This window comes from Nocardia carnea NBRC 14403 (assembly GCF_000308515.1).
GTDB lineage: Bacteria > Actinomycetota > Actinomycetes > Mycobacteriales > Mycobacteriaceae > Nocardia > Nocardia carnea.
Genome location: NZ_BAFV01000070.1, coordinates 153,314 through 174,195 on the forward strand (window position 1 = coordinate 153,314; position 20,882 = coordinate 174,195).

Annotated in this window: 21 protein-coding genes and 1 riboswitch; of the genes, 11 read left to right on the forward strand and 10 right to left on the reverse strand. The window is 66.7% G+C overall.

The window, feature by feature from the left end:
- Positions 1 to 40 precede the first annotated feature (40 nt).
- Positions 41 to 607, reverse strand: a complete 567-nt coding sequence (locus ON22_RS24775) for a peptide deformylase (protein WP_033246428.1) — start codon at positions 605 to 607, stop codon at positions 41 to 43.
- A 47-nt stretch (positions 608 to 654) separates the two neighbouring features.
- On the opposite strand from ON22_RS24775, the gene ON22_RS24780 reads away from it, so the two are divergent.
- Both ON22_RS24780 and ON22_RS24785 read left to right on the forward strand, forming a co-directional pair.
- On the forward strand, positions 655 to 1,200 hold the full coding sequence (locus ON22_RS24780) for a PadR family transcriptional regulator (protein WP_033246429.1): 546 nt from the start codon (positions 655 to 657) through the stop codon (positions 1,198 to 1,200).
- Between the two features lie 186 nt (positions 1,201 to 1,386).
- On the forward strand, positions 1,387 to 1,890 hold the full coding sequence (locus ON22_RS24785) for a cupin domain-containing protein (RefSeq protein WP_033246430.1): 504 nt from the start codon (positions 1,387 to 1,389) through the stop codon (positions 1,888 to 1,890).
- Between the two features lie 140 nt (positions 1,891 to 2,030).
- Here ON22_RS24785 and ON22_RS24790 read toward each other — a convergent pair whose 3' ends face one another.
- Positions 2,031 to 2,837, reverse strand: a complete 807-nt coding sequence (locus ON22_RS24790) for an MOSC domain-containing protein (RefSeq protein ID WP_051158040.1) — start codon at positions 2,835 to 2,837, stop codon at positions 2,031 to 2,033.
- Between the two features lie 179 nt (positions 2,838 to 3,016).
- Between ON22_RS24790 and ON22_RS24795 the strand changes: the two genes are divergently transcribed.
- Complete coding sequence (locus ON22_RS24795) at positions 3,017 to 3,499, forward strand: DUF456 domain-containing protein (protein ID WP_033246432.1); 483 nt, start codon at positions 3,017 to 3,019, stop codon at positions 3,497 to 3,499.
- A gap of 5 nt (positions 3,500 to 3,504) precedes the next feature.
- Here the strand turns inward: ON22_RS24795 and ON22_RS24800 are convergent, their stop codons facing one another.
- Entirely contained in the window at positions 3,505 to 4,389 is an 885-nt protein-coding gene (locus ON22_RS24800; protein WP_081595809.1) for an amidohydrolase family protein, read from the reverse strand.
- Between the two features lie 69 nt (positions 4,390 to 4,458).
- Entirely contained in the window at positions 4,459 to 5,847 is a 1,389-nt protein-coding gene (locus ON22_RS24805; protein WP_033246433.1) for an FAD-dependent oxidoreductase, read from the reverse strand.
- Positions 5,848 to 6,072: 225 nt separating this feature from the next.
- Between ON22_RS24805 and ON22_RS24810 the strand changes: the two genes are divergently transcribed.
- The 4 genes from ON22_RS24810 (at position 6,073) to ON22_RS24825 (ending at position 9,711) form a co-directional block, all read left to right on the forward strand.
- Positions 6,073 to 6,543, forward strand: a complete 471-nt coding sequence (locus ON22_RS24810; RefSeq protein WP_156052390.1) for an Rv0361 family membrane protein — start codon at positions 6,073 to 6,075, stop codon at positions 6,541 to 6,543.
- A gap of 64 nt (positions 6,544 to 6,607) precedes the next feature.
- Positions 6,608 to 6,720: riboswitch (SAM riboswitch) on the forward strand.
- A gap of 16 nt (positions 6,721 to 6,736) precedes the next feature.
- The gene (locus ON22_RS24815) at positions 6,737 to 7,153 is read left to right on the forward strand and encodes a rhodanese-like domain-containing protein (RefSeq protein WP_033246675.1); all 417 of its coding nucleotides are present in this window, start codon (positions 6,737 to 6,739) and stop codon (positions 7,151 to 7,153) included.
- Positions 7,150 to 8,364 (forward strand): O-succinylhomoserine sulfhydrylase, encoded by a 1,215-nt coding sequence (locus ON22_RS24820; RefSeq protein WP_033246435.1) that lies wholly within the window; start codon positions 7,150 to 7,152, stop codon positions 8,362 to 8,364. Before ON22_RS24815 ends, ON22_RS24820 begins: the two co-directional genes overlap by 4 nt.
- Positions 8,365 to 8,478: 114 nt before the next feature.
- On the forward strand, positions 8,479 to 9,711 hold the full coding sequence (locus ON22_RS24825) for an NAD(P)/FAD-dependent oxidoreductase (RefSeq protein ID WP_081595810.1): 1,233 nt from the start codon (positions 8,479 to 8,481) through the stop codon (positions 9,709 to 9,711).
- 99 nt (positions 9,712 to 9,810) lie between these two features.
- On the opposite strand, the gene ON22_RS24830 is transcribed toward ON22_RS24825, so the two are convergent.
- Positions 9,811 to 10,566 carry an HAD-IIA family hydrolase gene (locus ON22_RS24830; RefSeq protein ID WP_051158047.1) on the reverse strand — a complete coding sequence of 252 codons (756 nt, stop codon included), beginning with the start codon at positions 10,564 to 10,566 and terminating at the stop codon, positions 9,811 to 9,813.
- A gap of 203 nt (positions 10,567 to 10,769) precedes the next feature.
- On the opposite strand from ON22_RS24830, the gene fgd reads away from it, so the two are divergent.
- Positions 10,770 to 11,780: a glucose-6-phosphate dehydrogenase (coenzyme-F420) gene (fgd, locus tag ON22_RS24835; protein ID WP_174375631.1), complete on the forward strand. Its 1,011-nt coding sequence runs from the start codon at positions 10,770 to 10,772 to the stop codon at positions 11,778 to 11,780.
- A gap of 149 nt (positions 11,781 to 11,929) precedes the next feature.
- Here the strand turns inward: fgd and ON22_RS24840 are convergent, their stop codons facing one another.
- Complete coding sequence (locus ON22_RS24840; RefSeq protein WP_051158041.1) at positions 11,930 to 12,889, reverse strand: AraC family transcriptional regulator; 960 nt, start codon at positions 12,887 to 12,889, stop codon at positions 11,930 to 11,932.
- Positions 12,890 to 13,079: 190 nt separating this feature from the next.
- Positions 13,080 to 13,907, reverse strand: coding sequence for an alpha/beta fold hydrolase (locus ON22_RS24845; protein ID WP_033246439.1), 828 nt, complete (start codon positions 13,905 to 13,907; stop codon positions 13,080 to 13,082).
- A 165-nt stretch (positions 13,908 to 14,072) separates the two neighbouring features.
- Here ON22_RS24845 and pta point away from each other — a divergent pair, with 165 nt between their 5' ends.
- Together pta and ON22_RS24855 are read left to right on the forward strand one after the other, a co-directional pair.
- The gene (gene pta / locus ON22_RS24850) at positions 14,073 to 16,145 is read left to right on the forward strand and encodes a phosphate acetyltransferase (protein ID WP_033246440.1); all 2,073 of its coding nucleotides are present in this window, start codon (positions 14,073 to 14,075) and stop codon (positions 16,143 to 16,145) included.
- 26 nt (positions 16,146 to 16,171) lie between these two features.
- Positions 16,172 to 17,371, forward strand: coding sequence for an acetate kinase (locus ON22_RS24855; RefSeq protein ID WP_033246677.1), 1,200 nt, complete (start codon positions 16,172 to 16,174; stop codon positions 17,369 to 17,371).
- Between the two features lie 161 nt (positions 17,372 to 17,532).
- Here ON22_RS24855 and yczR read toward each other — a convergent pair whose 3' ends face one another.
- Complete coding sequence (yczR, locus tag ON22_RS24860; protein WP_033246441.1) at positions 17,533 to 19,038, reverse strand: MocR-like transcription factor YczR; 1,506 nt, start codon at positions 19,036 to 19,038, stop codon at positions 17,533 to 17,535.
- 60 nt (positions 19,039 to 19,098) lie between these two features.
- Here yczR and ON22_RS24865 point away from each other — a divergent pair, with 60 nt between their 5' ends.
- The gene (locus ON22_RS24865; protein ID WP_156052391.1) at positions 19,099 to 19,323 is read left to right on the forward strand and encodes a hypothetical protein; all 225 of its coding nucleotides are present in this window, start codon (positions 19,099 to 19,101) and stop codon (positions 19,321 to 19,323) included.
- Between the two features lie 191 nt (positions 19,324 to 19,514).
- Here the strand turns inward: ON22_RS24865 and ON22_RS24870 are convergent, their stop codons facing one another.
- On the reverse strand, positions 19,515 to 19,799 hold the full coding sequence (locus tag ON22_RS24870) for a hypothetical protein (protein ID WP_033246443.1): 285 nt from the start codon (positions 19,797 to 19,799) through the stop codon (positions 19,515 to 19,517).
- Between the two features lie 114 nt (positions 19,800 to 19,913).
- Positions 19,914 to 20,882, reverse strand: coding sequence for an ROK family protein (locus ON22_RS24875; protein ID WP_033246444.1), 969 nt, complete (start codon positions 20,880 to 20,882; stop codon positions 19,914 to 19,916).

The following is a 20,882-nucleotide window of genomic DNA, read 5'->3' on the forward strand; positions in this document are numbered from 1 at the left end:
CCACCGCTCGTTCAATACGAATCAAGCGTTTCGCAGCCCGTCAGCGTTCATCCATGCCTGGATCGACACCGGGAAGCCAACTGCGACCGGGTTCTGTCCACTGCCGCTGCTTGATCATGCGACGGGCCTCGCGACGGTTGCGGCCGAGCAGGCGGTCCAGGTAGAGCCGTCCGGCCAGGTGGTCGGTTTCGTGTTGCAGGCAGCGGGCCAGATAGCCGGTACCTTCGACGGATACCGGGTCGCCGTGCATATCGACACCGCCGACCTGGGCGTTGTGTGCCCGGCCGGTCGGAAACCACTCCCCCGGCACCGAGAGGCACCCCTCGAGATCGTCCGGATCGGGCATGGTTTCCGGAATCGCCGAAGTTTCCAGTACGGGGTTCACCACATGGCCGCGGTGGTGGCCGTCGGCGTCGACGAGGTCGTAGACGAAAACCGCGCGTGGGTCGCCGACCTGATTCGCGGCCAGACCGGCGCCGTTGGCGGCGGTGAGGGTTTCGAACAGGTCCGCGACGAAGGCGGCCAATTCGTCATCGAACACGGTTACCGGAGTCGCCGGTGTGACCAAGCGCGGGTCACCGGCGATCAGGATCGGTCGGACAGTCATGCCATACGAGAGTACTCAAATACGAGTAGTCGTGACAGACTGAAGCGGTGAACGAAACCCGGTTGTTCGTCCTCGCCGCGCTCTCCCGGCGAGGGCCCATGCACGGCCACCAGATCCGGCGCGACGCCCGCCTCGACCGCGCCGACCTGTGGTCGCAGGTGAAACCCGGATCGCTGTACGGCGCACTGCACCGCATGGCCGACGAGGGCCTCATCCGACCTCTGCGCACCGAACAGCCGGGCGCACTGCCCGCACGCACCGTCTACGAGATCACCGACGAAGGCCATCGCGAACTGCGCGCACTCCGCGACGAAGCCTTCACCGAAGTCGATCTGCGCCCGGACCCGGTCGACCTGGCTCTCGCCGTCAGCACCGACCTCGACCGCGAACTGCTGCGCGGCTACCTCGAAGACCGGATCGCCGCCCTGCGCGCCCGCGGCTCCCGGATCGAACACCAACTCGACCGCCGCTGGCCGGACCAGAACATCGCCGACGACCTGATCGTCGAACACGCCCGCACGCGGATCCGGAGCGAAATCGACTGGCACGAACGCGTACTCGCCGACATAGACAAGCTCGCCGCACCCCGCTGAAGCTCGAATACCCGCCACCGGCCCGGCAGACTCCGTACATCGGCTTCCACTCCTACGTGTGTCTCGCCGGTATACCGCCCGACCGGCTCGAGGTATCCGCTCGATGTCACACTGCTCACCCCCGCCTCGTCGACCTACCGACACACAAAACGCGACGCCGAGTCGCACAGGCGCAGGGAGTTCACCATGGCAACAACCACTCAGCAGTCCGCGGCGCCGGTCCTCGTCCGGTCCGGGAACGCGGCGACGCTGCAGGACGGCGCACTGAGCCTCATCACGCTGCTGGCCGACGCCGGCGATACCGGTGGTGCGCTCACCGCCAACAAGGCGACCTTCTCGAAGGGATCGCCCGGCGCGCCCGCGCATTTCCACACCGCGGCCACCGAAATGTTCCTCGTACTCGACGGGTCCATGCGTTTCTTGCTCGGCGACAAGATCGTCCGGCTCGAACGCGGCGATTTCCTCACCGTTCCACCCACCGTCCCCCACGCATTCGCCCCGGCACCCGATTCGGAAGCCGAACTGCTCGTAGTCTTCACACCCGGCCTGCACCGGTTCGACTACTACCGGCTGCTGGAACGGGTGTACCGCGGCGAAGCGACAGTTCAGGAGATCCGGGACAGCTCCGAACAGTACGACAACCACTATGTCGACAGTCCGGTCTGGCACGAGGAGATCGCCCGGGCCTGATCGGGCAGAAGTCGGATGCCCGCCGTACCCGCGAAAACCGTCCGTGCGCACTGACCGATGGGTAGGCCTCGGCAATTTTCCGTGCCGGGGTCGCCGCGTGGCAGGCCGATCGTCGAATGTCGGGGCCCGAGTGAACCGAGCTAGCCGATCACCAGCTGATCTCCGGTGCTGATGGTGCCGCCCTGCAGCACTGTCAGATACACGCCGGCGCAGGGCAGAGCACCGCGACCCGGGATGGCGACCTCGACCCGGTTCTCGGCCATCGGACCGCGGACCGCCTGGGGTGAACGAGGAAGGTCCCCGTGCTCCAAGGTCGGCACCGCGCAACGGGGGGTGGCCGTGATCGCCGACAACCGCACGTCACCGATGGACAATTCCTTTCCGACCCATTCGTTTTCACCGAAGGCGGGGAACCCCGGGGGTGTGGTCACGATCAGGTTCGGCCGGTATCGCACGGCCTCGACATCGAGCCGGTCGAGGGTGGCGGTGGTGATCAAGTGCAGTGGAGCGTAATCGACGAAAGAAGTTCCCGGAGTGGCGCGGGCCACGGGCCCGGTCACGTAGTTCGACGCCGCATCGATCCCCTTGGCCAGCACCTCTTCGGGGTCGGCTCTTTCCATTTCGGCGCCGTCGGGACGCTGGTCGGCGAGGCGGACTTCACGCTCCAGCAGTTCACTCAACGGCCGGGCGGCGTCGTCCGAATCGATCTCGATGGTGCGCCCGTCCGGCAATGTGATGTGCACCCGGCCCGGATCTCCGGCGGCGGAGCATTGCAGCAGCCGCCGCCACAACTTCGGTTGTTTGGCAGTGGCGACCCGGCCGGTGGCCGTATCGATCACGGCCAGCGCCCGGTCGCCGAGTGCACCGCCTTCGTCGACCACGAGCTCCGGCACATCCTCACCGAGCATGGATTTCACCGGGTACCTGCACAGAGTTGTGACCTGCACCAGCTGTCGACCTCCTCTATTCGGTTACCCGTTGTCCGGGCTCCTCGTCTACCCGCGGTCCGGGCTCGATCGGCGCGCAGCCGTGATTGTATCGACCCGGCTCCACGCCGGTCCCGCCGTCGGCGGGCGCGCTTTCTGCGGGTCCGGCACGCTGTCCGGACTAGGGCTACGTTGGTGATGTGAGCGTATGGGGCGAAATCATCGTCGGCCTGGTGATTCTGATCGGCCTTGTCGGTATCGTGGTGCCGATTCTGCCGGGGGTGATCCTGATCTTCGCGGCGGTCGCGGTGTGGGCGTTCCTCACCGGCGGGACCGTGGCGTGGGTGGTGCTGGGTATCAGCACACTACTGCTGGTGATCTCGGGGGTGGTGAAATACACCTGGCCCGGCCGGAATCTGAAGGAGGCGGGGATTCCGAACCGGACCCTGCTGCTGGGTGGGCTCGCCGGGATCGTCGGTTTCTTCGTGATTCCGGTGGTCGGGCTGTTCGTGGGTTTCGTTGTGGGGGTTTATCTCTCGGAGATGGCCCGGATGCCCGACAACCGGCAGGCGTGGGCGTCGAGTAAGCATGCGATCAAGGGTGTGGGTCTGTCGATCCTGGTGGAGCTGCTGGGCGCTCTACTCGCGACCGGGGTCTGGGTGATCGGGGCGATCGCCGCCTGACCTCGTCAGCTCGTTCCGTACTTGCGGCCCGACCGCGGGCCGAGGATCGGGAGGGGGCGGGTGGTGCCGTCGGAGGCGGGCCGGCGGGCCGCTTCCCGCAGGGACGGAGCGAACAGGGGCAGCGTGGGGGTGGGGTCCTCGAGGGTGCGGTCGATGGGCGGCAGGCCGTAGAACGCGCGGGCGTTGTCCTCGAGAACCGCGTGCATATCGGTGCCGACCACATCGGCGATCAGCTCCACATCGGCTTCCCGGAAGGGGCGGCCGGCGCGGGTGCCGGGCAGATCGCTGCCGAACATGAGCGCTTCGGGGTTCACCGCGTGGATCCGGCGCAGGGCCGTCGCGACGTCCATATCGACCCGCCCGAAACCGGTCGCCTTCACCCGGGCACCCCGATCGACCAGGTTGAGCAGGTAGGACAGTCCCTCCTCGGACATTCCGAGGTGATCGACGGATACCTTCGGCAGTTTCAGGATCACCGGCTGCAGGGAGGCCAGCATCTGGCCGTCGACGTAGATTTCCACATGCCAGCCCACGAGTTCGTGCGCGCGCAGGGCTTGGCGGGTCATTCCGGCGATATCGGTGGCGGCGCGTTTGAGGTTGAACCGCACCGCCCGCACCCCGGCCTCGTGCAGATCGAGGATTTCCGAATCGGAGGCGTCCAGGTCGAGCCGGGTGACCCCGACCCAGCCCGGCCCGAGTTCGGCCAGCGCCGCCCGCAGGTAGCTCTGGTCGTTGGCCTGGAAGGAGGCGCTGACCACCGCGCCACCGGCGACCTCGAACCGCGACATCCGGCGCCGGTAGTCGGCGATGGTGTACGGCTCCGGTAGGTAGCCCTCGTTCTCGATCAGCGGAAAACGCGGATCGATGATGTGCACATGGGCATCGAACACGGATACAGAATGCCTGATATGTCGTGGTGGTGCCCGCTCCGGGAAGTTCTGGCCGGAGCGGGCTCGGGGTTACACCTTGTGGGGTTCGCTGGCGCGCAGCATATCTTCGCGTTCGACGACCTTGACCCGTTCCCGGCCCTCGGGCTCGCCCAGCGAACGCTCGTGCGCGTCCAGGCGGTACCAGCCCGCCCAGGTGGTGAACGGGATACCGCGGCTCTCCAGGAAATCGGTCACCGCATCGAGCTCCGGGCTCTCGGCGGCACCGAAGTTCTTGCTGTCGTCCAGCAGGCAGGCCACCGTCTCGTTCGCGTCACCCTTGGTGTGGCCGATCAGCCCGACCGGGCCGCGCTTGATCCAGCCGGTCACATACGTGCCCGGCATATAGCGCGCGGAACCGTCGGCGTTCTCGTCGACCAGGACGCGCCCGGCCTCGTTCGGGATGACCCCGGCCTGATCGTCGAACGGCAGTTCCGAGATGTTCTGCGACAGGTATCCGACAGCCCGGTAGACCGCCTGGACATCCCAGTCGCGGAAGTTCCCGGTGCCCTTCACATTGCCGGTGCCGTCGAGCTGGGTGCGTTCGGTGCGCAACCCCACGACCTTGCCGTCGGAACCCACGATCTCCGAGGGCGATTCGAAGAAGTGCAGGAAAAGCTTGTGCGGGCGGTTGCCCTGGTCCCGGATCGCCCACTGCTCGAGGGTGTTGGCGACCATATCGACCTGCTTGGAATGCCGGCGGGCGGCTTCCGACCCCTCGTCGTAGTCGATGTCCTCGGGATCGACGATGACCTCGATAGTCGGCGAATGATCCAGTTCCCGCAGCTCCAGCGGGGTGAACTTGGCCTGAGCGGGACCGCGGCGCCCGAAGACGTGCACCTCGACGGCCTTGTTCTCCTTCAGCCCGGCGTAGACGTTCGGCGGGATCTCGGTCGGCAGCAGTTCCTCACTGGTCTTGGCCAGCACCCGCGCCACATCCAGTGCCACATTGCCCACGCCGAGCACCGCGACCTTCTCCGCGTCCAACGGCCACGCGCGCGGCACATCCGGGTGCCCGTCGTACCAGGACACGAAATCGGCCGCACCGTAGGAGCCGTCCAGGTCGATACCCGGGATCGGCAACGCCCGGTCGGCGTTGGCGCCGGTGGAGAAGATCACCGCATCGTAGAAGCGTCGCAGATCGGAGAGCGTGATATCGGTGCCGTAGTCGATATTGCCGAGCAGGCGTACCTGCTCCTTGTCCAGCACCTTGTGCAGCGCGGTGACGATGCCCTTGATCCGCGGATGGTCGGGCGCGACACCGTAGCGGATCAACCCGAACGGGGCGGGCATCCGCTCGAACAGGTCGATCGAGACCTCGGCATCCGACTTCATCAACGCATCAGCGGCGTAGATACCCGCCGGACCAGCCCCCACGATCGCGATCCGAAGCGGGCGATTCGCTTCCTTCTGCTCGGTCATCTGTTTCGCGCACCCTTATCGGTCGAAAGAATCACTGGCGTTGCACTTAGCTTAGGCTAAGTTGACGCGTGGCTTGTATGCGCCGTCATCGCGCCGTACCGGTCGGCCGGCACTACGTCTTCCCACGTCCCCGCGGCGACTGCTGTGCCGTCCACCCGCGGTCACTCGCGATTCTATCGGGGTGGGGCCACACCACCGATCCCGGGACCAGGGATGATCATCGGTATGAGCGATTCCGGACCCACAGACGAACCGGCGCCCACCGACCCGGAGGACACCCCACCACAGCGCGCGATCACGCCGTTCGTGGTGGCCGCGGCGATCGCGGCCGTGATTCTGGGCGGCATCGTGCTCACCGGCTGGCTGGCACCGGTTGAGAAAAATGTCACAGATTCCGACCGGATCGCGGGGGCGGTCCGCGAGTTCGCCGATGTGAGCAGCCGCTTCGGACCGGAACCACCCCGTGAAGCGGTATGTCCGGGTTTCGTCCCGGCGCGGTCCCCGATGGCCGGGCGGCTGCAACCCGGTGAGACCGGAAAAGATATCGAGATCACGAAATTCGGGCCGGTCGAGATCAACGGCGAGACCGCGACCATCGAAGTGACCAGCCGGGTCGAGGACGACGAGGCCACCTCCACCTGGTGGCTGTTCCGGACCGACGGCGACTGGAAGGTGTGCAACCAGCCCGTCGAATGAGCTGGGATCGGACGTCAACCGGGGTTTGACACGGCCGGGGCGGTCCGGGCAATCTCATTGATTAGGTCATGAGTACCAGCGCCAAGCCCCGGCTCGCTGGTCGGCAACCCTCCTCCGCGGTGGGGTGCTCCGGGTGACGACCTGGCGCGCATCGAACGGATGCGGCAAGTGCGGATTCGCAGGAGGTACCACGTTGAGTTACGCAGGTGATATCGGTCCACAGCAGGCCTGGGAACTGCTGGCCGAGAACCCGGACGCCGTCCTGGTGGACGTGCGCACCGAAGCCGAATGGAAATTCGTCGGTGTTCCCGACACCAGCTCCGTCGCCAAACCGACGCTGCTGGTGGAGTGGGTCGATTCCACCGGCGCCCGCAACACCGGGTTCCTGGACCAGTTGCGCACCGCCCTGGGCGACCGCCCCGCCGACGCCCCGGTGCTGTTCCTGTGCCGCTCCGGTCAGCGCTCGGCGCATGCCGCCGACGTCGCGACCGCGGCCGGTATCGCACCCTCCTACAACATCTCCGACGGCTTCGAAGGCCCACTGGACGAATTCGGGCATCGCGGTGGCACCGGCTGGCGAGCCCTCGGCCTGCCCTGGCGGCAGTCGTGATCAGCGGCGGCGCGTTCGAACGCGCCCTGCCCGACGGTGTCGGACCGGCCACGCTGGGCGTACGCGGCGGCCTGAACCGATCCGGTTTCGAGGAGACCTCCGAGGCCCTGTACCTGAATTCGGGGTTCGTCTACGCCAGCGCCGAGGCCGCCGAGGCCGCGTTCACCGGTGATTCCCCGCATTACGTGTACTCCCGGTACGGCAACCCGACCGTGGCCACCTTCCAGGAACGGATGCGCCTGCTGGACGGCGCCGAAGCGTGTTTCGCCACCGCCAGCGGTATGGCGGCGGTATTCGTCGCGCTCGGTGCGCTACTGCGCGCCGGCGACCGGCTGGTGGCCGCGCGCAGCCTGTTCGGGTCGTGTTTCGTGGTGTGCAACGAGATCCTGCCGCGCTGGGGTATCGAAACGGTTTTCGTCGACGGTGAGGATCTCGACCAGTGGGAGGCGGCCCTGTCCGAACCCACTGCCGCCGTGTTCTTCGAAACCCCGGCCAACCCGATGCAGACCCTGGTCGACGTGCGCAAAGTCTGCGAGATCGCCCATGCGGCGGGCGCGAAGGTGGTGCTGGACAACGTTTTCGCCACCCCGCTGCTGCAACGCGGATTCGAACTCGGCGCCGACGTGATCGTGTATTCGGGCACCAAACACATCGACGGCCAGGGCCGGGTGCTCGGCGGTGCGATCCTCGGATCGCAGGAGTACATCGAAGGCCCGGTCAAAACGCTGATGCGGCACACCGGTCCGGCATTGAGCCCGTTCAACGCGTGGACGCTGCTCAAAGGCCTGGAAACCATGCCGCTGCGGGTCCGGCAATCGACCGAGTCGGCGCTGCGGATCGCGCGCTACCTCGACGAGCATCCCGCCGTGAGCTGGGTGCGCTACCCGTTCCTGGAATCGCATCCGCAGTACAAGCTGGCCGCCGATCAGATGAGCGGCGGTGGCACCGTGGTGACCTTCGAACTGAAATCCGCCGCGGACGCGGCCAAGAAACGCGCCTTCGAGGTACTCAACGGGTTGCGGATCATCGATATCTCCAACAATCTCGGTGACGCGAAATCGCTGATCACCCATCCGGCGACCACCACCCATCGGGCCATGGGCCCCGAAGGGCGGGCGAGTATCGGACTGTCGGACGGAGTTGTGCGGGTTTCGGTGGGGCTCGAGGATATCGAGGACCTACTGGGCGACCTGGACCACGCGCTGCGCTGAGCACTCCGAACGACGCGGTTTCGCTTCTTCCCGTCTACAGGTAGCGACAGACGCGCCGGCTTCCTCCCGCAGGGAGGAAGCAACCAGCATGGGGGCAAGACTACGTTTCGATACATGGTCCCCCCTGACGAGCAGAGTAATAGTCGATCCTTCGACTGTGTTGTCATCGGCGCAGGTGTTGTCGGTGCCGGCGTTGCGCAGAGTGTGGCGCGCAGGGGCGGCCGTGTAGCCGTCATCGATCGGGCACCCGCGATCGGCGGGGGCTGTTCCTATGCCAACGCCGCCATCGTGGGTCCGGGCCACGTGACCCCACTGGCGACGCCGGCGCTGCTCCGCGAGGCGCCGGTGCAAATGCTTCGTCGCCCTCCCGCTGTACGCTTGCAGCCCGATCCAACACTGGTTCCGTGGATGAGCAGACTGATCGCGTCGGCGGCCCCGCACCGCGCAAGCGTCGCTCGAGCCCGAATGCAGGATCTGGCGATCCGGAGCACGGACCTTCACTGCGCGTTGGCCGGCCTCGGCCTGAACCCCACGTTCAGGAAGACGGGGGCGATCGACGTGTATCTCCGCTCGCGCCGGAAGGAGAAGAAGAAGCTCCTCTCCTATGCGGAGCTTCAAGGCTTCGAGCCGACTTTGGCGCCGGTCACAGGTGGCACTCACGAAGCAGAGGAGTGGACGCTGGAAAGCCGCAGCTTCGTACGCGCAATGCTCGACGACGCAGCCGGTCACGGGGCCGAAATAGTGTTCGGGACACCAGTTCGGGAACTGCTTTCCCAGGGTGGCCGCGTCGTTGGGGTCAGAACACCGAGCGGCACGATTCGGTCCGAGAAAGTCGTGCTGGCCGCAGGACTACATTCGGCGGCTTTGGCCGCACAGGTGGGTATACGCCTTCCCTTGCGCGGTGGCCGTGGATATGTCGTAGACCTGGCGGCTCGGCCCGGCTTCGACCCCACGATTCCGGTCCGGATAAAGGAGCACCGTATCGTCGTAACGCCCCTCGAAGACCGCGTTCGCGTTTGTGGGTCGATCGAGTTCGGTAACGAAAACCGCCCCGTTGCCCATGAGCGCGGCGCCGCGATGGTCGATATCGCAAGTACCGTGTTACCCGGTTTGCGTGGTCGACGCGTCATCGACCAGTGGGCCGGCGAGCGCCCCTGCAGCCCTGACGGTCTGCCCCTTATCGGCGCAGCCGAGGGAGTCGAAAACCTTGTCGTTGCCACCGGCCATGGGATGTGGGGCCTGATACTCGCTCCCGTTACTGCCGAGCTGATTACCGAGCACGTCATCGATCCCGGACCCACACGTAACGAGTCCGACTGGTTGCGCCCCGACAGATTCACCCGTTAGCCGACCGGGAGGCGAGCCATGGGGCTCAGCGAAGGTGCCACCAACGGTTTGCGGCCCTGTACCGGAACTTACCGACCACAATCCGGCGGCGATCGGAGATCAGGCGAACGGGGTGCGCACCCGGCCCACCAGGTCGGCCACCGAATCCAGGACCATGGTCGGACGGTACGGATAGTGCTCGATCGAGTGCCGGGTGGATATACCGGTGGTGACCAGGATGGTGCGCATACCGGCCTCCATCCCGGAGATGACATCGGTATCCATCCGGTCGCCGATCATCACGCTGCTGCGCGAATGCGCATCGATCCGGCGCAGCGCGGACCGCATCATCAGCGGGTTCGGTTTGCCGATGTAGTACGGGTCGCGGCCGGTGGCGCGGGTGATCAACGCCGCCACCGAGCCTGTGGCGGGCAGTACGCCGTCACGCGAGGGCCCGGTGGCGTCGGGGTTGGTGGCGATGAAACGGGCACCGCGTTCGACCAGCCGGATGGCGGTGGTGATGGCCTCGAACGAGTAGGTGCGCGTCTCGCCGAGCACCACATAGTCCGGATCGACGTCGGTGAGCACGTAGCCGATCTCGTGCAACGCGGTGGTCAGGCCCGACTCACCCACCACGTAGGCGGTGCCACCGGGGCGTTGCTCGTTCAGGAAACTGGCGGTGGCCAGCGCGGAGGTCCAGATCGACTGCTCCGGGATATCGAGGCCGTTCTGGCGTAGCCGGGCCTGCAGATCGCGCGGGGTGCGGATCGAATTGTTGGTCAGCACCAGGAACGGGATCTGCTCGGCGCGCAGCTCGGCGAGGAATTCGTCGGCGCCGGGCACCAGGTGCTCCTCACGCACCAGTACCCCGTCCATATCGGTGAGGTAGGACAGAATCGGTTCATCGGTACTCACCCGTCGATTCTGCGCTTCGCGGCGCCGACGATGGGTATGCCGCGCCCGGAACCCCCGGCGCGGGCCCGGTGATCCGGACCACCGGACGCAGCCGTCCGCCGCGCTGACTATGGTCGATTCCGGGCCGGAAACGGTGCGAACACAACGCGACAGGAGTGGCGCATATGGGTGAGCTGAAGCTCGGGTACAAGGCGTCGGCGGAACAATTCGGACCGCGGGAACTGGTGGAACTGGCGGTGCTGGCCGAGGAACACGGCCTCGACAGCGCCACGGTGAGCGACCATTTCCAGCCGTGGCGGCACAAGGGCGGGCACGCACCGTTCTCACTGGCCTGGATGGCGGCCGCGGGTGAGCGCACCGAGCGGATCATGCTCGGCACCTCGGTGCTCACCCCGACCTTCCGGTACAACCCCGCGGTGATCGCGCAGGCCTTCGCAACGATGGGCTGCCTGTATCCCGGCCGGGTGATGCTGGGCGTGGGTACCGGCGAGGCGCTGAACGAGATCGCCACCGGGTACGCCGGGGAATGGCCGGAGTTCAAGGAGCGGTTCGCCCGCCTGCGCGAATCGGTGGATCTGATGCGGGCACTGTGGACGGGTGCGCGCACCGATTTCGACGGCACCTACTACCGGACGGTCGGCGCCTCGATCTACGACGTGCCCGAAGGCGGGATCCCGGTCTATATCGCCGCCGGCGGCCCGGTGGTGGCCCGGTACGCGGGCCGGGCCGGTGACGGATTCATCTGCACCTCCGGCAAGGGTATGGACCTCTACACCGAAAAACTGATGCCGGCGGTGGCCGAAGGCGCGGCGAAGGTGGACCGGGAGGTCAGCACGATCGACCGGATGATCGAAATCAAGATCTCCTACGACACCGACCCCGATCTCGCGCTGGAGAACACCCGTTTCTGGGCGCCGCTGTCGCTGACCGCGGAACAGAAACACAGCATCACCGACCCGATCGAAATGGAGGAGGCGGCCGACGCGCTGCCGATCGAACAGATCGCCAAACGCTGGATCGTCGCCAGCGACCCGGACCAGGCGGTCGAACTGATCAAGCCGTACCTGGACGCGGGCCTGAACCACCTGGTCTTCCACGCCCCCGGGCACGACCAGCGGCGGTTCCTGGACCTGTTCCAGCGTGATCTGGCACCGCGCCTGCGCGACCTGGCGTAAGCGGCTACTCGGCAGGCGAACCCGCGGGCGCAGGTAGCGAAGTGTCACCTGCACCGCCGGGCGCGGCCGAAGCACTGCACCGGATACCGATGCGGCGACGGTGCTATCGGTCACCGGCGCCGGGCACGGTAGGACGGCCCGCCCGCTCGTCAGCCACTGTTGCCTGCTCGCTGACCGGCGGTGCGTACCTCGTGCGGCGTGCATCCGTACCGCGCCTTGAAGGCGGCACTGAAAGCGCTCAGCGACCGGAAGCCGCTGGTATAGGCGATATCGACGACGGTGCGGTCCGCGGGGCCGCGACGCAGGAGCCGGTGTGCCACAGCCAGGCGCTCGGTACGGATCAGTCGACTCGGCGTGGTACCGGTCTGGTGCAGCGCCAGTTGTATCTGCCGTAACGACCAGCCCAGGCCGTACGCGATCGCCGCGGGCGTGAGCTCGGGTTCCGTAGCATGCAGGCGGACGTAGTCACGGACCGCCAGATCGACCGCCCCGAGGGTGGTGGAAGCATTACCCGTGGGCCGCAGACACAACCCGAGTAGTTCGACGATCATGTCGCATGCGGCCGCGAACCCGTACCCGTCCAGTGCCGCGCGCTGTTCGACGAGTCCGCCGACCATACCCGTGACAACAGGCCCCAAGCCCCGTTCGAGATCGATGACCGCCGGACCGGCGCCGGGTGCGAGAGGCAGCGCACCGGCCGGGATACTCAGCACACGTACTCGCGTGCCCCGCGGCTGCCGGAAATCCGCCGGACGCGTTTTCGTCACGACTGCGGCCTGCCCGGGGCGAACTCGCACGGCATGGTCGTCCTGCCGGAGACCGAGCACACCTGCGGTCGGTACGGCCAGCCGTAGGCCGGCGTCGTCGTCGTAACGGATATCTTTTCGCGTCCGCGTGTACACGATGTCGTCGGAGCAGACATCGATCAGCAGATAGTCCGCATCCCCCTGAATCGACATACCGCCACGGAACGTCGGCGCGTCGGCGAAACGGAACTGCAGAGTGCCCTGGTTGCGACACACGTGTTCGGCCCAGAAGTCGGCCGATGCGGCCGCCGGGACCGCGGAAGTATCGGCCTCGCCCACGAAATACGATTCGACCGGTGCCATGAGCAACCTCCACCCGCTGTGTGCCCCGGTGTCCGCTGCACGGACCGGATCCGGCGTGGACGAGCATGGACAGTCGGAAGTGAACCTACCAGCGCGATCACAGCGGAACCGGAAAATGGTGGGCCTGCCCGTTGGCGGGCCCGGCTCGGATCATGAACAGCCCGGACATCACCGGCGTTCGACGACCCGCTCACCCGGCGGTGTGGGTAAGCCGATCCAGGAAGATACGGATCGCATCGTTGACGCGATCCGGAACCTCCGCCGCTACCAGGTGGGCGGCATCGTCGATGACGACCAGTTCCGCCCCCGGAATGCCCTCGGCCATGGCCTCGACCTCGGGCAGCGGAAATGTCCGGTCTTCTCTGCCGGCGACAATCAAAGTGGGGCAGGTGATCGATGCGAGCGCGGTGCGCTGATCCGGCCGCTCGATCACCACGGACCGGACGGCCCGGATCAGGGAATCCGGATCGTTTTTCTGCGCTATGGTCAGCACCCGGCGGACGACGTCCGGGCGGGTTCGTTGCGATGTCGGCCCGAGAAAAGCCCGGACGACCGACCGGGTCAGCGGTGGCCTGATGCCGCCGAGCATGCGCACCAGGACGAGCAGGGCCCGGTATTCCAGCCGCTGACGCCGAGAGGCCTGCGATGCCGTGCCGTTCATGAGGACGGCCGCGCGGACTCGCTCCGGAAATCCGGCACTGAATACCGCGCCGACCATCGCCCCCCAGGAATTTCCGACGAAGTAAGTCCACGGGATTTCGAAATGGTCGAGTACGTCGACTACGCACTGAGCGCATTCGCCGAATGTGAACTGCCGTTCGAGCGGGCTGGACCTGCCGTGGCCAGGAGGATCGACCCCGATAACGGTATGACTTCGTGCGAAGTAGTCGATCTGGGCGTCCCAGAGGCTTGTGTCCATGAGGAGACTGGGCCACAGGAGAATCGGGTCGCCCTGGCCGGTGACGACCACGTGCAACTGCCCCAGCCGGGTGGGGACGAATACATCTCTGGTTTCCATAGGCTGCTCATTCTCGTGACCGCGTCGGCGGGCGTTCGACCGTATTCACGCAAAGGACAACCGGAAACGCGCATGATGGTTACCGTTACCGCCTGTCGCGCGGTAACCGGCCCGCGCCAGGCCACGGGCACCCATGCGCTGGTGCACACCGTTAGGCTCTAGCTCATGGCCGAGGTTGCTGCGTCCAGTGTGTACATCGCATCGCCCGAGGGTGATACCGGGAAATCGACCGTGGCGCTCGGGGTGCTGCAGATGTTGTGCGCGACCACTGCGCGCGTGGGGGTGTTCCGGCCCATCACCCGTTCGGTGACCGAACCGGACTACATTCTCGAACTGCTGCTCGAGCACAGCACCGTCGATATCGACTATCACCAGGCGGTCGGGGTGAGCTACGAGCAGGTGCACGCCGACCCGGATGCCGCCATCTCCGAAATCGTCATGCGCTACCACGCGGTGGCGGCGGTCTGTGATGCCGTAGTGATCGTCGGCAGCGATTACACGGATGTGGCCAGCCCCAGTGAGCTGCGATTCAATGCGCGGATCGCGGTGAACCTCGGGGCGCCGGTACTGCTGGTGGTGCGAGGGGCACAGCGGTCGCCGGACGAGGTCGAACAGTTGGCGGAGCTGTGCGCGGCGGAATTGGCGAGCGAGCATGCGCAACTGCTGGCGATCATCGCGAACCGGTGCGCGCCGGGGGATCTCGAACCGGTGCGGGAGCGGCTCGCCGGATTCGAGGTCCCGCGCTGGAGTCTGCCGGAAGTACCGCTGCTGATCGCGCCCACCATGGCCGAGCTGCGGGATGCGCTGGGCGGCGAGATGTACAGCGGCGACCCCGAACTCCTGCACCGTGAGGCGCTGGGAGTAATGGTGGGCGGAATGACCGCCGAACATATTCTGGAACGGCTTTTCGACGGCGCGGTGGTGATCGCGCCGGGCGACCGGTCGGATGTGCTGCTGAGTGTGGTGAACGCGCACGAGGCGGAGAGCTTCCCGTCGCTGGCCGGCATCGTCATGAACGGGGGGCTGCTCCCGCATCCCGCGATCGCTCGCCTGATCACCGGACTGAAACCCCGATTACCCATCCTGACCACCGCTTCGGGCACCTACGACACCGCCGGGGTAGCGCACCGCACCCGCGGCCGGATGTCCGCCGACAACCCGCGCAAGGTGGACACCGCGCTGGCGCTGATGGAAACCCATGTGGATGCGGCACAGTTCCTGCGTCGGCTCGAGGTGCCGTTGACCAGCGTGGTCACTCCGCAGATGTTCGAATACCAGCTGATCGAACGCGCCCGCGCGGACCGCAAAACCATCGTGCTGCCCGAGGGCGACGACGATCGGGTCCTGCGCGCGGCCGGGCGGGTACTGCAACGTAAGGTCGCCGACCTGATCATCCTGGGTGACGAACCGGCCGTGCGGGCCCGCGCCGCGGAGCTCGGAGTGGATATCAGCGGTGCTCAGGTACTGGACCCGCGGGCTTCCGAACATCTCGAGGATTTCGCCCGCGAATACACCGAACTGCGCAAACACAAGGGTATGACGTTCGAGCGGGCCCGCGAAACAGTCAGCGATATCTCCTATTTCGGCACCATGATGGTGCATCGCGGGCTCGCCGACGGCATGGTGTCCGGTGCCGCGCACACCACCGCGCACACCATCCGGCCCTCCTTCGAGATCATCAAAACCGTTCCGGGGGTGTCGACGGGCTCGAGTGTTTTCCTGATGTGCCTGGCCGACCGGGTGCTCGCCTACGGCGACTGCGCCGTCGTCCCCGACCCGTCCTCCGAGCAGCTCGCCGATATCGCGATATCCTCGGCGGCCACCGCGACCCGTTTCGGTATCGATACGCGAGTGGCGATGCTGTCCTATTCCACCGGCGAATCCGGTAGCGGCGCGGATGTGGACAAGGTGCGGGTCGCCACCGCGCTGGTGCGGGAACGAGCACCGGAACTGCTGGTGGAGGGCCCCATCCAGTACGACGCCGCGATCGAACCGACGGTCGCCGACGCCAAACTCCCCGGTTCCGAAGTGGCCGGGCGGGCCACGGTTTTCATCTTCCCCGACCTGAACACCGGTAACAACACCTACAAGGCGGTGCAGCGCAGCGCGGGTGCGGTCGCGATCGGGCCGGTGCTGCAGGGTTTGCGCAAACCGGTGAACGACCTGTCCCGGGGCGCGCTGGTCACCGATATCGTGAACACGGTGGCCATCACCGCCATTCAGGCGCAGCAGCAGTGACGCGGTCCGGCGAACAGGAGACGGCGGTGGAACCGATTCGCGTACTCGTGGTCAACTCGGGTTCGTCCTCGATCAAATACCAGCTGATGGAACCGGATTCGGGCACGATCATCGCGTCCGGCCTCGTCGAACGGATCGGTGAGGAAGGCGGCGCGATCGAGCACACCGCCGGTGATCGGACACTCACCGAGCAGCAGGAGATCCCCGACCACACCGCCGGATTACGCCTGGCTTTCGCCAAATTCGCCGAAGCCGGCGACGATCTCACCACTGCCGGGATCACCGCGGTGGGCCATCGCGTCGTGCACGGCGGCGAAATCTTCTACCGGCCCACCCTGATCGACGATGCGGTCCTGAGCACGGTGCGCGAGCTGAGCACGCTCGCCCCGCTGCACAATCCGGCCAATATTCGCGGAATCCTGGCCGTGCGCGAGCTACTGCCCGAGACACCGCAGGTCGCGGTATTCGATACCGCGTTCTTCCACGGTCTGCCCGCCGCCGCGAAAACCTATGCGATCGACAGCCAGGTCGCCGAAACGCACGGGATCCGCCGTTACGGCTTCCACGGCACCTCCCACGAATACGTTTCCGGCCGCGCCGCCGAATTCCTCGGCCGCCCATCGGAAACGCTGAACCAGATCGTTTTCCACCTCGGTAACGGCGCCTCGGTATCTGCTTTGCGCGGCGGCCGCCCGGTGGACACCAGTATGGGGCTGACTCCGCTGGAGGGTCTGGTCATGGGCACCCGGTCCGGCGATCTGGACCCCGGGATAATCCTGCACCTGATGCGAACGGCACATCTGGACATCGACGGCATCGACAGGCTGCTCAACCGGGGGTCGGGGCTGCGCGGGATGGCCGGAGTCAACGACTTCCGGGAACTGCGCCGCCGGATCGACACCGGCGATACCGCGGCCCGCGCAGCCTACGACGTCTACGTGCACCGCCTGCGCCACTATCTCGGCGCCTATCTGATCGACCTGGGCGGGGTCGACACGATCACGTTCACGGCGGGTGTGGGCGAGAACAATCCCGATGTACGCGCGGACGCCCTCGCCGGGCTGCACCGGTTCGGGATCGTGGTGGACCCCGAACTCAATACCGCGAAACAGCGGGGACCCCGCCGGATCTCCCCACCGGAATGCCCGGTACAGGTCCTGGTGATCCCGACGAACGAGGAACTGGCCATCGCCCGGGCGGCGGTCGCGGTCACCGAGAACGCGTGAATCGCGCCGACCGGGGCACGGCCGTTCTCGGGTCGAATGGCCCCGAGGCTCCGAGGACGCCCGAGAAGAGCGGTGACAACGACCACCGGCCGATATGCTCAGATCCTGCTCACGGCACTATCCGGTCCTGAAGGCCCGGTCTTGCGCGCGAGGTTGCACGGTCAGTAACAGGTGAGCGGCTGCAACTGGTCCCCGGCTCGCGGCCCCAAACCGTCGTAGGCAGCCGCGATGGCCGTAACGGCCCGGCGGAGTTCGGGTTCGGGATTCGTATAGGGCAGGCGTAGAAAGCGTTCGAAGGCGCCCTGCACCCCGAACCGCGGCCCTGCCGCCAGCAGCACACCGTGATTGGGGGCAGTGGCGGCCAGCGCGGTCGAGACCGGGGCGGGCAGTTGCGCCCACACCGACATTCCGCCCACGCCGGGCAGCACATACCAGTCCGGCAGCTCCTCGGCCATCGCCGTCAGCAATGCCTCCCGTTGATCGCGCAGCAGTTTGCGACGCCGCGCAAGAATGGGTTCGGCATGTTCGAGCAGATGGACTGCCGCGAGTTGATCCATCACGGGCGTACCGAGGTCGACGGTCGCGCGGGTGGTGAGCAGCCGGGTGATCAGCGATTCCGAGGTCCGGATCCAGCCGACCCGCAGCCCGCCCCAGAACGATTTGGACGCCGAACCGATGGTGATCACCTCGGGGCCCTTCGCGAACGCGGCGACCGGCGCGACCGGCGCCGTATCGCCGAGCGACAGATTCGCCATGGATTCGTCGATGATCAGCATCATCCGGGTCTCCCGGGCGATCGCGGCCAGTTCCGCGCGAGCCGGCTCGTTCATCAGGAAACCGGTCGGGTTGTTGTGGTCGGGTACCAGATAGGCCAGACTCGCCGCCGTCTGCCGGGCGGCGCTGCGCAAACCGTCCAGGTCCCAGGCCGAATCCGGATCCTCGATACGCAACGGCACCGGCACCGGGCGGGCGCCGACATCCCGGATCGCCTCGATCGCGTTCGGGTAGGTGGGGTGGTCGATGAGCACCCGGGCCGAGGGCGGTGCGAGCACGTTCAGTAGCAGTCGCAGGCCGTGCTGGGCGCCGAGGGTCACCAGGATCTGGTCGGCGCCGGTCGGCAATCCGCGTTCGGTGTAGCGGCGAGCGATCGCTTCGCGCAACGGCAGGATACCGACCGGGTCCATACCGTGCGTGCTCAGATACGACGAAATACCCTGCAACGCAACAGAATAGGCGTCCTCCATCTCCGGCGGCGCGGTCATCGCGGCATACGTCAGATCGACCGCAGGCTGGGTGCCGGTGGCCATGGTGGCCAGAATCCCGCGCCCGGCACGGCCGCCGTCGTGTGCGATCGCCGGCGGCAGCGCGACGGTGGACCGCGAACCCTGCCGGGTGATGAGGTAACCGTGTTCGCGCAGCAGCGCATAGGTGGAGGTCACGGTGGTGCGGCTGACCCCGAGAGTGGTGGCGAGATCGCGTTCACTGGGCAGGGCGATGCCCAGCGGGGCTCGGCCGTCGTGGATGAGCAGCCGGATACCCTCCGCCAAGGCGAGATAGGCAGGCCGGGCGGGACGTCGCGCACCCCCGTCGGCGGATGCCGGGTCCGGGCCGCGCCACTGCCCCAGATCACGGGCCAGACCCGCGGCGCCGAGCACTCTCGTCGACATAAGTCCAGTATCGACCGATTGGCTCTTTATCGGCAAGTCCAATCGGGCGATAGTGGGAGTATGACACTCTTTGTGGCGCTCGTAGGAGTGGGAACCTTCGTCTATTTCGCCTACCAGTACCTGGTCACCGAATCGCGGATACCGGAACTACTGGAACGGTACCGGCCGCTCGGTTCGGTCACCGACCGGTCGGCGACGCGATACGACACCGAACGCGGCTACCGGGACTTGAATGCCGCACGGTCGCACCGGGAAACGTCGCCGCTGCGCACCCGCACGACCTGAGGCGCGGCCCCGAGGGGACCGAAGCGAGGAACGTGTTCGGCAACCCCGTCCGAGCCCCGCAACATCGGAACCCGCCCGCCCGGACCGCCGGGCGCACGGGGCGGCAGCAATCCGGCTGTGACGCGATCCGGGGGTGCACGCGCGGCAGACCCTCACCTACCAGTCCAGTTTTCCAACTGGACTGGTTCGGCCTATTTCAATGGATGTTGCCGGTAGAACTCACACGCCTCACCCGACAACAAGCCGTCCTCACAGGCGAAATAGGTCTGGATACAGGAATTGGTATCGCACCCCAGCCGCACCAGCTCGTCCCGGATGCGCAGGCTACGTTCCTGCGGGGTCTCGGTCGCCACCTGCGAAGCCGCCGGAGCCGCGGCGATGGCGTGGCCGCCGGTGTCCTGCGCACACCCGGAGAGCAGCGCAGTCGTGGCGCACAGCGATACGGTCGCGGCGAGGACGGCGGATTTCCTGCCCATAGATTACGCACCTCCACGTCCCCCGGTGTTCGACGAGCGCCAGCGTAACCGATACCCGCGAGGACCTGGAAACACCGGCCGAACGCAATAACACCGCCGGTCGCGGCCGTGCGCCTAAGCGGCCAGGGCGAGTTGACGTTCCATGGACAGTAGTGCGGCGCCGACCATTCCTGCCCCCGTGCCGAGTTGGGCAGGGACTATCGGTGGAAGGGTGCGTTTCGAACCCGCAAAGACATGTTTGTGGAAGCTCTTCTGCGTGGGCGGGTAGAGGTAGTCGCCGGCCGCCATCAGGCCGCCTCCGATGATGACGACCTCGGGATCGAATACGTTGACCAGGCCGGCCAGACCGGCGCCGAGCCAGTACCCGAGTTCGTCGAACAGGCTGCGTGCCGTGTGGTCGCCTTGCTGGGCTGCGGCGAATACCGTTTCACCGGTAACGTGGTCGGCGCCGCCGGCGAGTGTGGCGAGCGGGCCGTGCGGCTCGGCGGCGGCGACTTCGCGCCCCCTGCGCCCCAGGGCCGTTCCGGAGGCGTGGGCTTCGAGGCAGCCCACCGAGCCGCAGCCGCAGCGGATGTTCCCGCTCGGGTTGACGACCAGATGGCCGATTTCGGCACCGATACCATGCTGTCCTCGCAAGAGGGCTCCGTCGACGATCAGTCCGCCTCCCACTCCGGTGCCCACGGTTATCGCTACGACATTGCGGTGGCCGGTGCCGCTGCCCGCTCGCGCCTCTGCCCAGGCGGCGGCGTTGGCGTCGTTCTCTACAGCGGTGGGCAGTCCGGTGTGCTCGATGAGCAGTTCCTGCAGTGGCAGGTCGCGGTACGCGTTGTTGGGAGCGGTGATGATACGACCGGCAGGCCAGGTGATCATTCCGGCTGCGCCGACGCCGACGGAGGTGATCTCGGGATGCAGGGCGCGCATCCGGTCGACCAGTTCGAGAAGTGCCGCCAATGTCGAATCGGTGCCCTCATCGGTCGGGCTGGGGACCTGCATGCGGTGCAGGATCCGGCCCTCGGGGTCGACAACACCTCCTGCGATCTTGGTTCCACCCACGTCGAGGCCGATGGCGCATGTGGTGGTCAT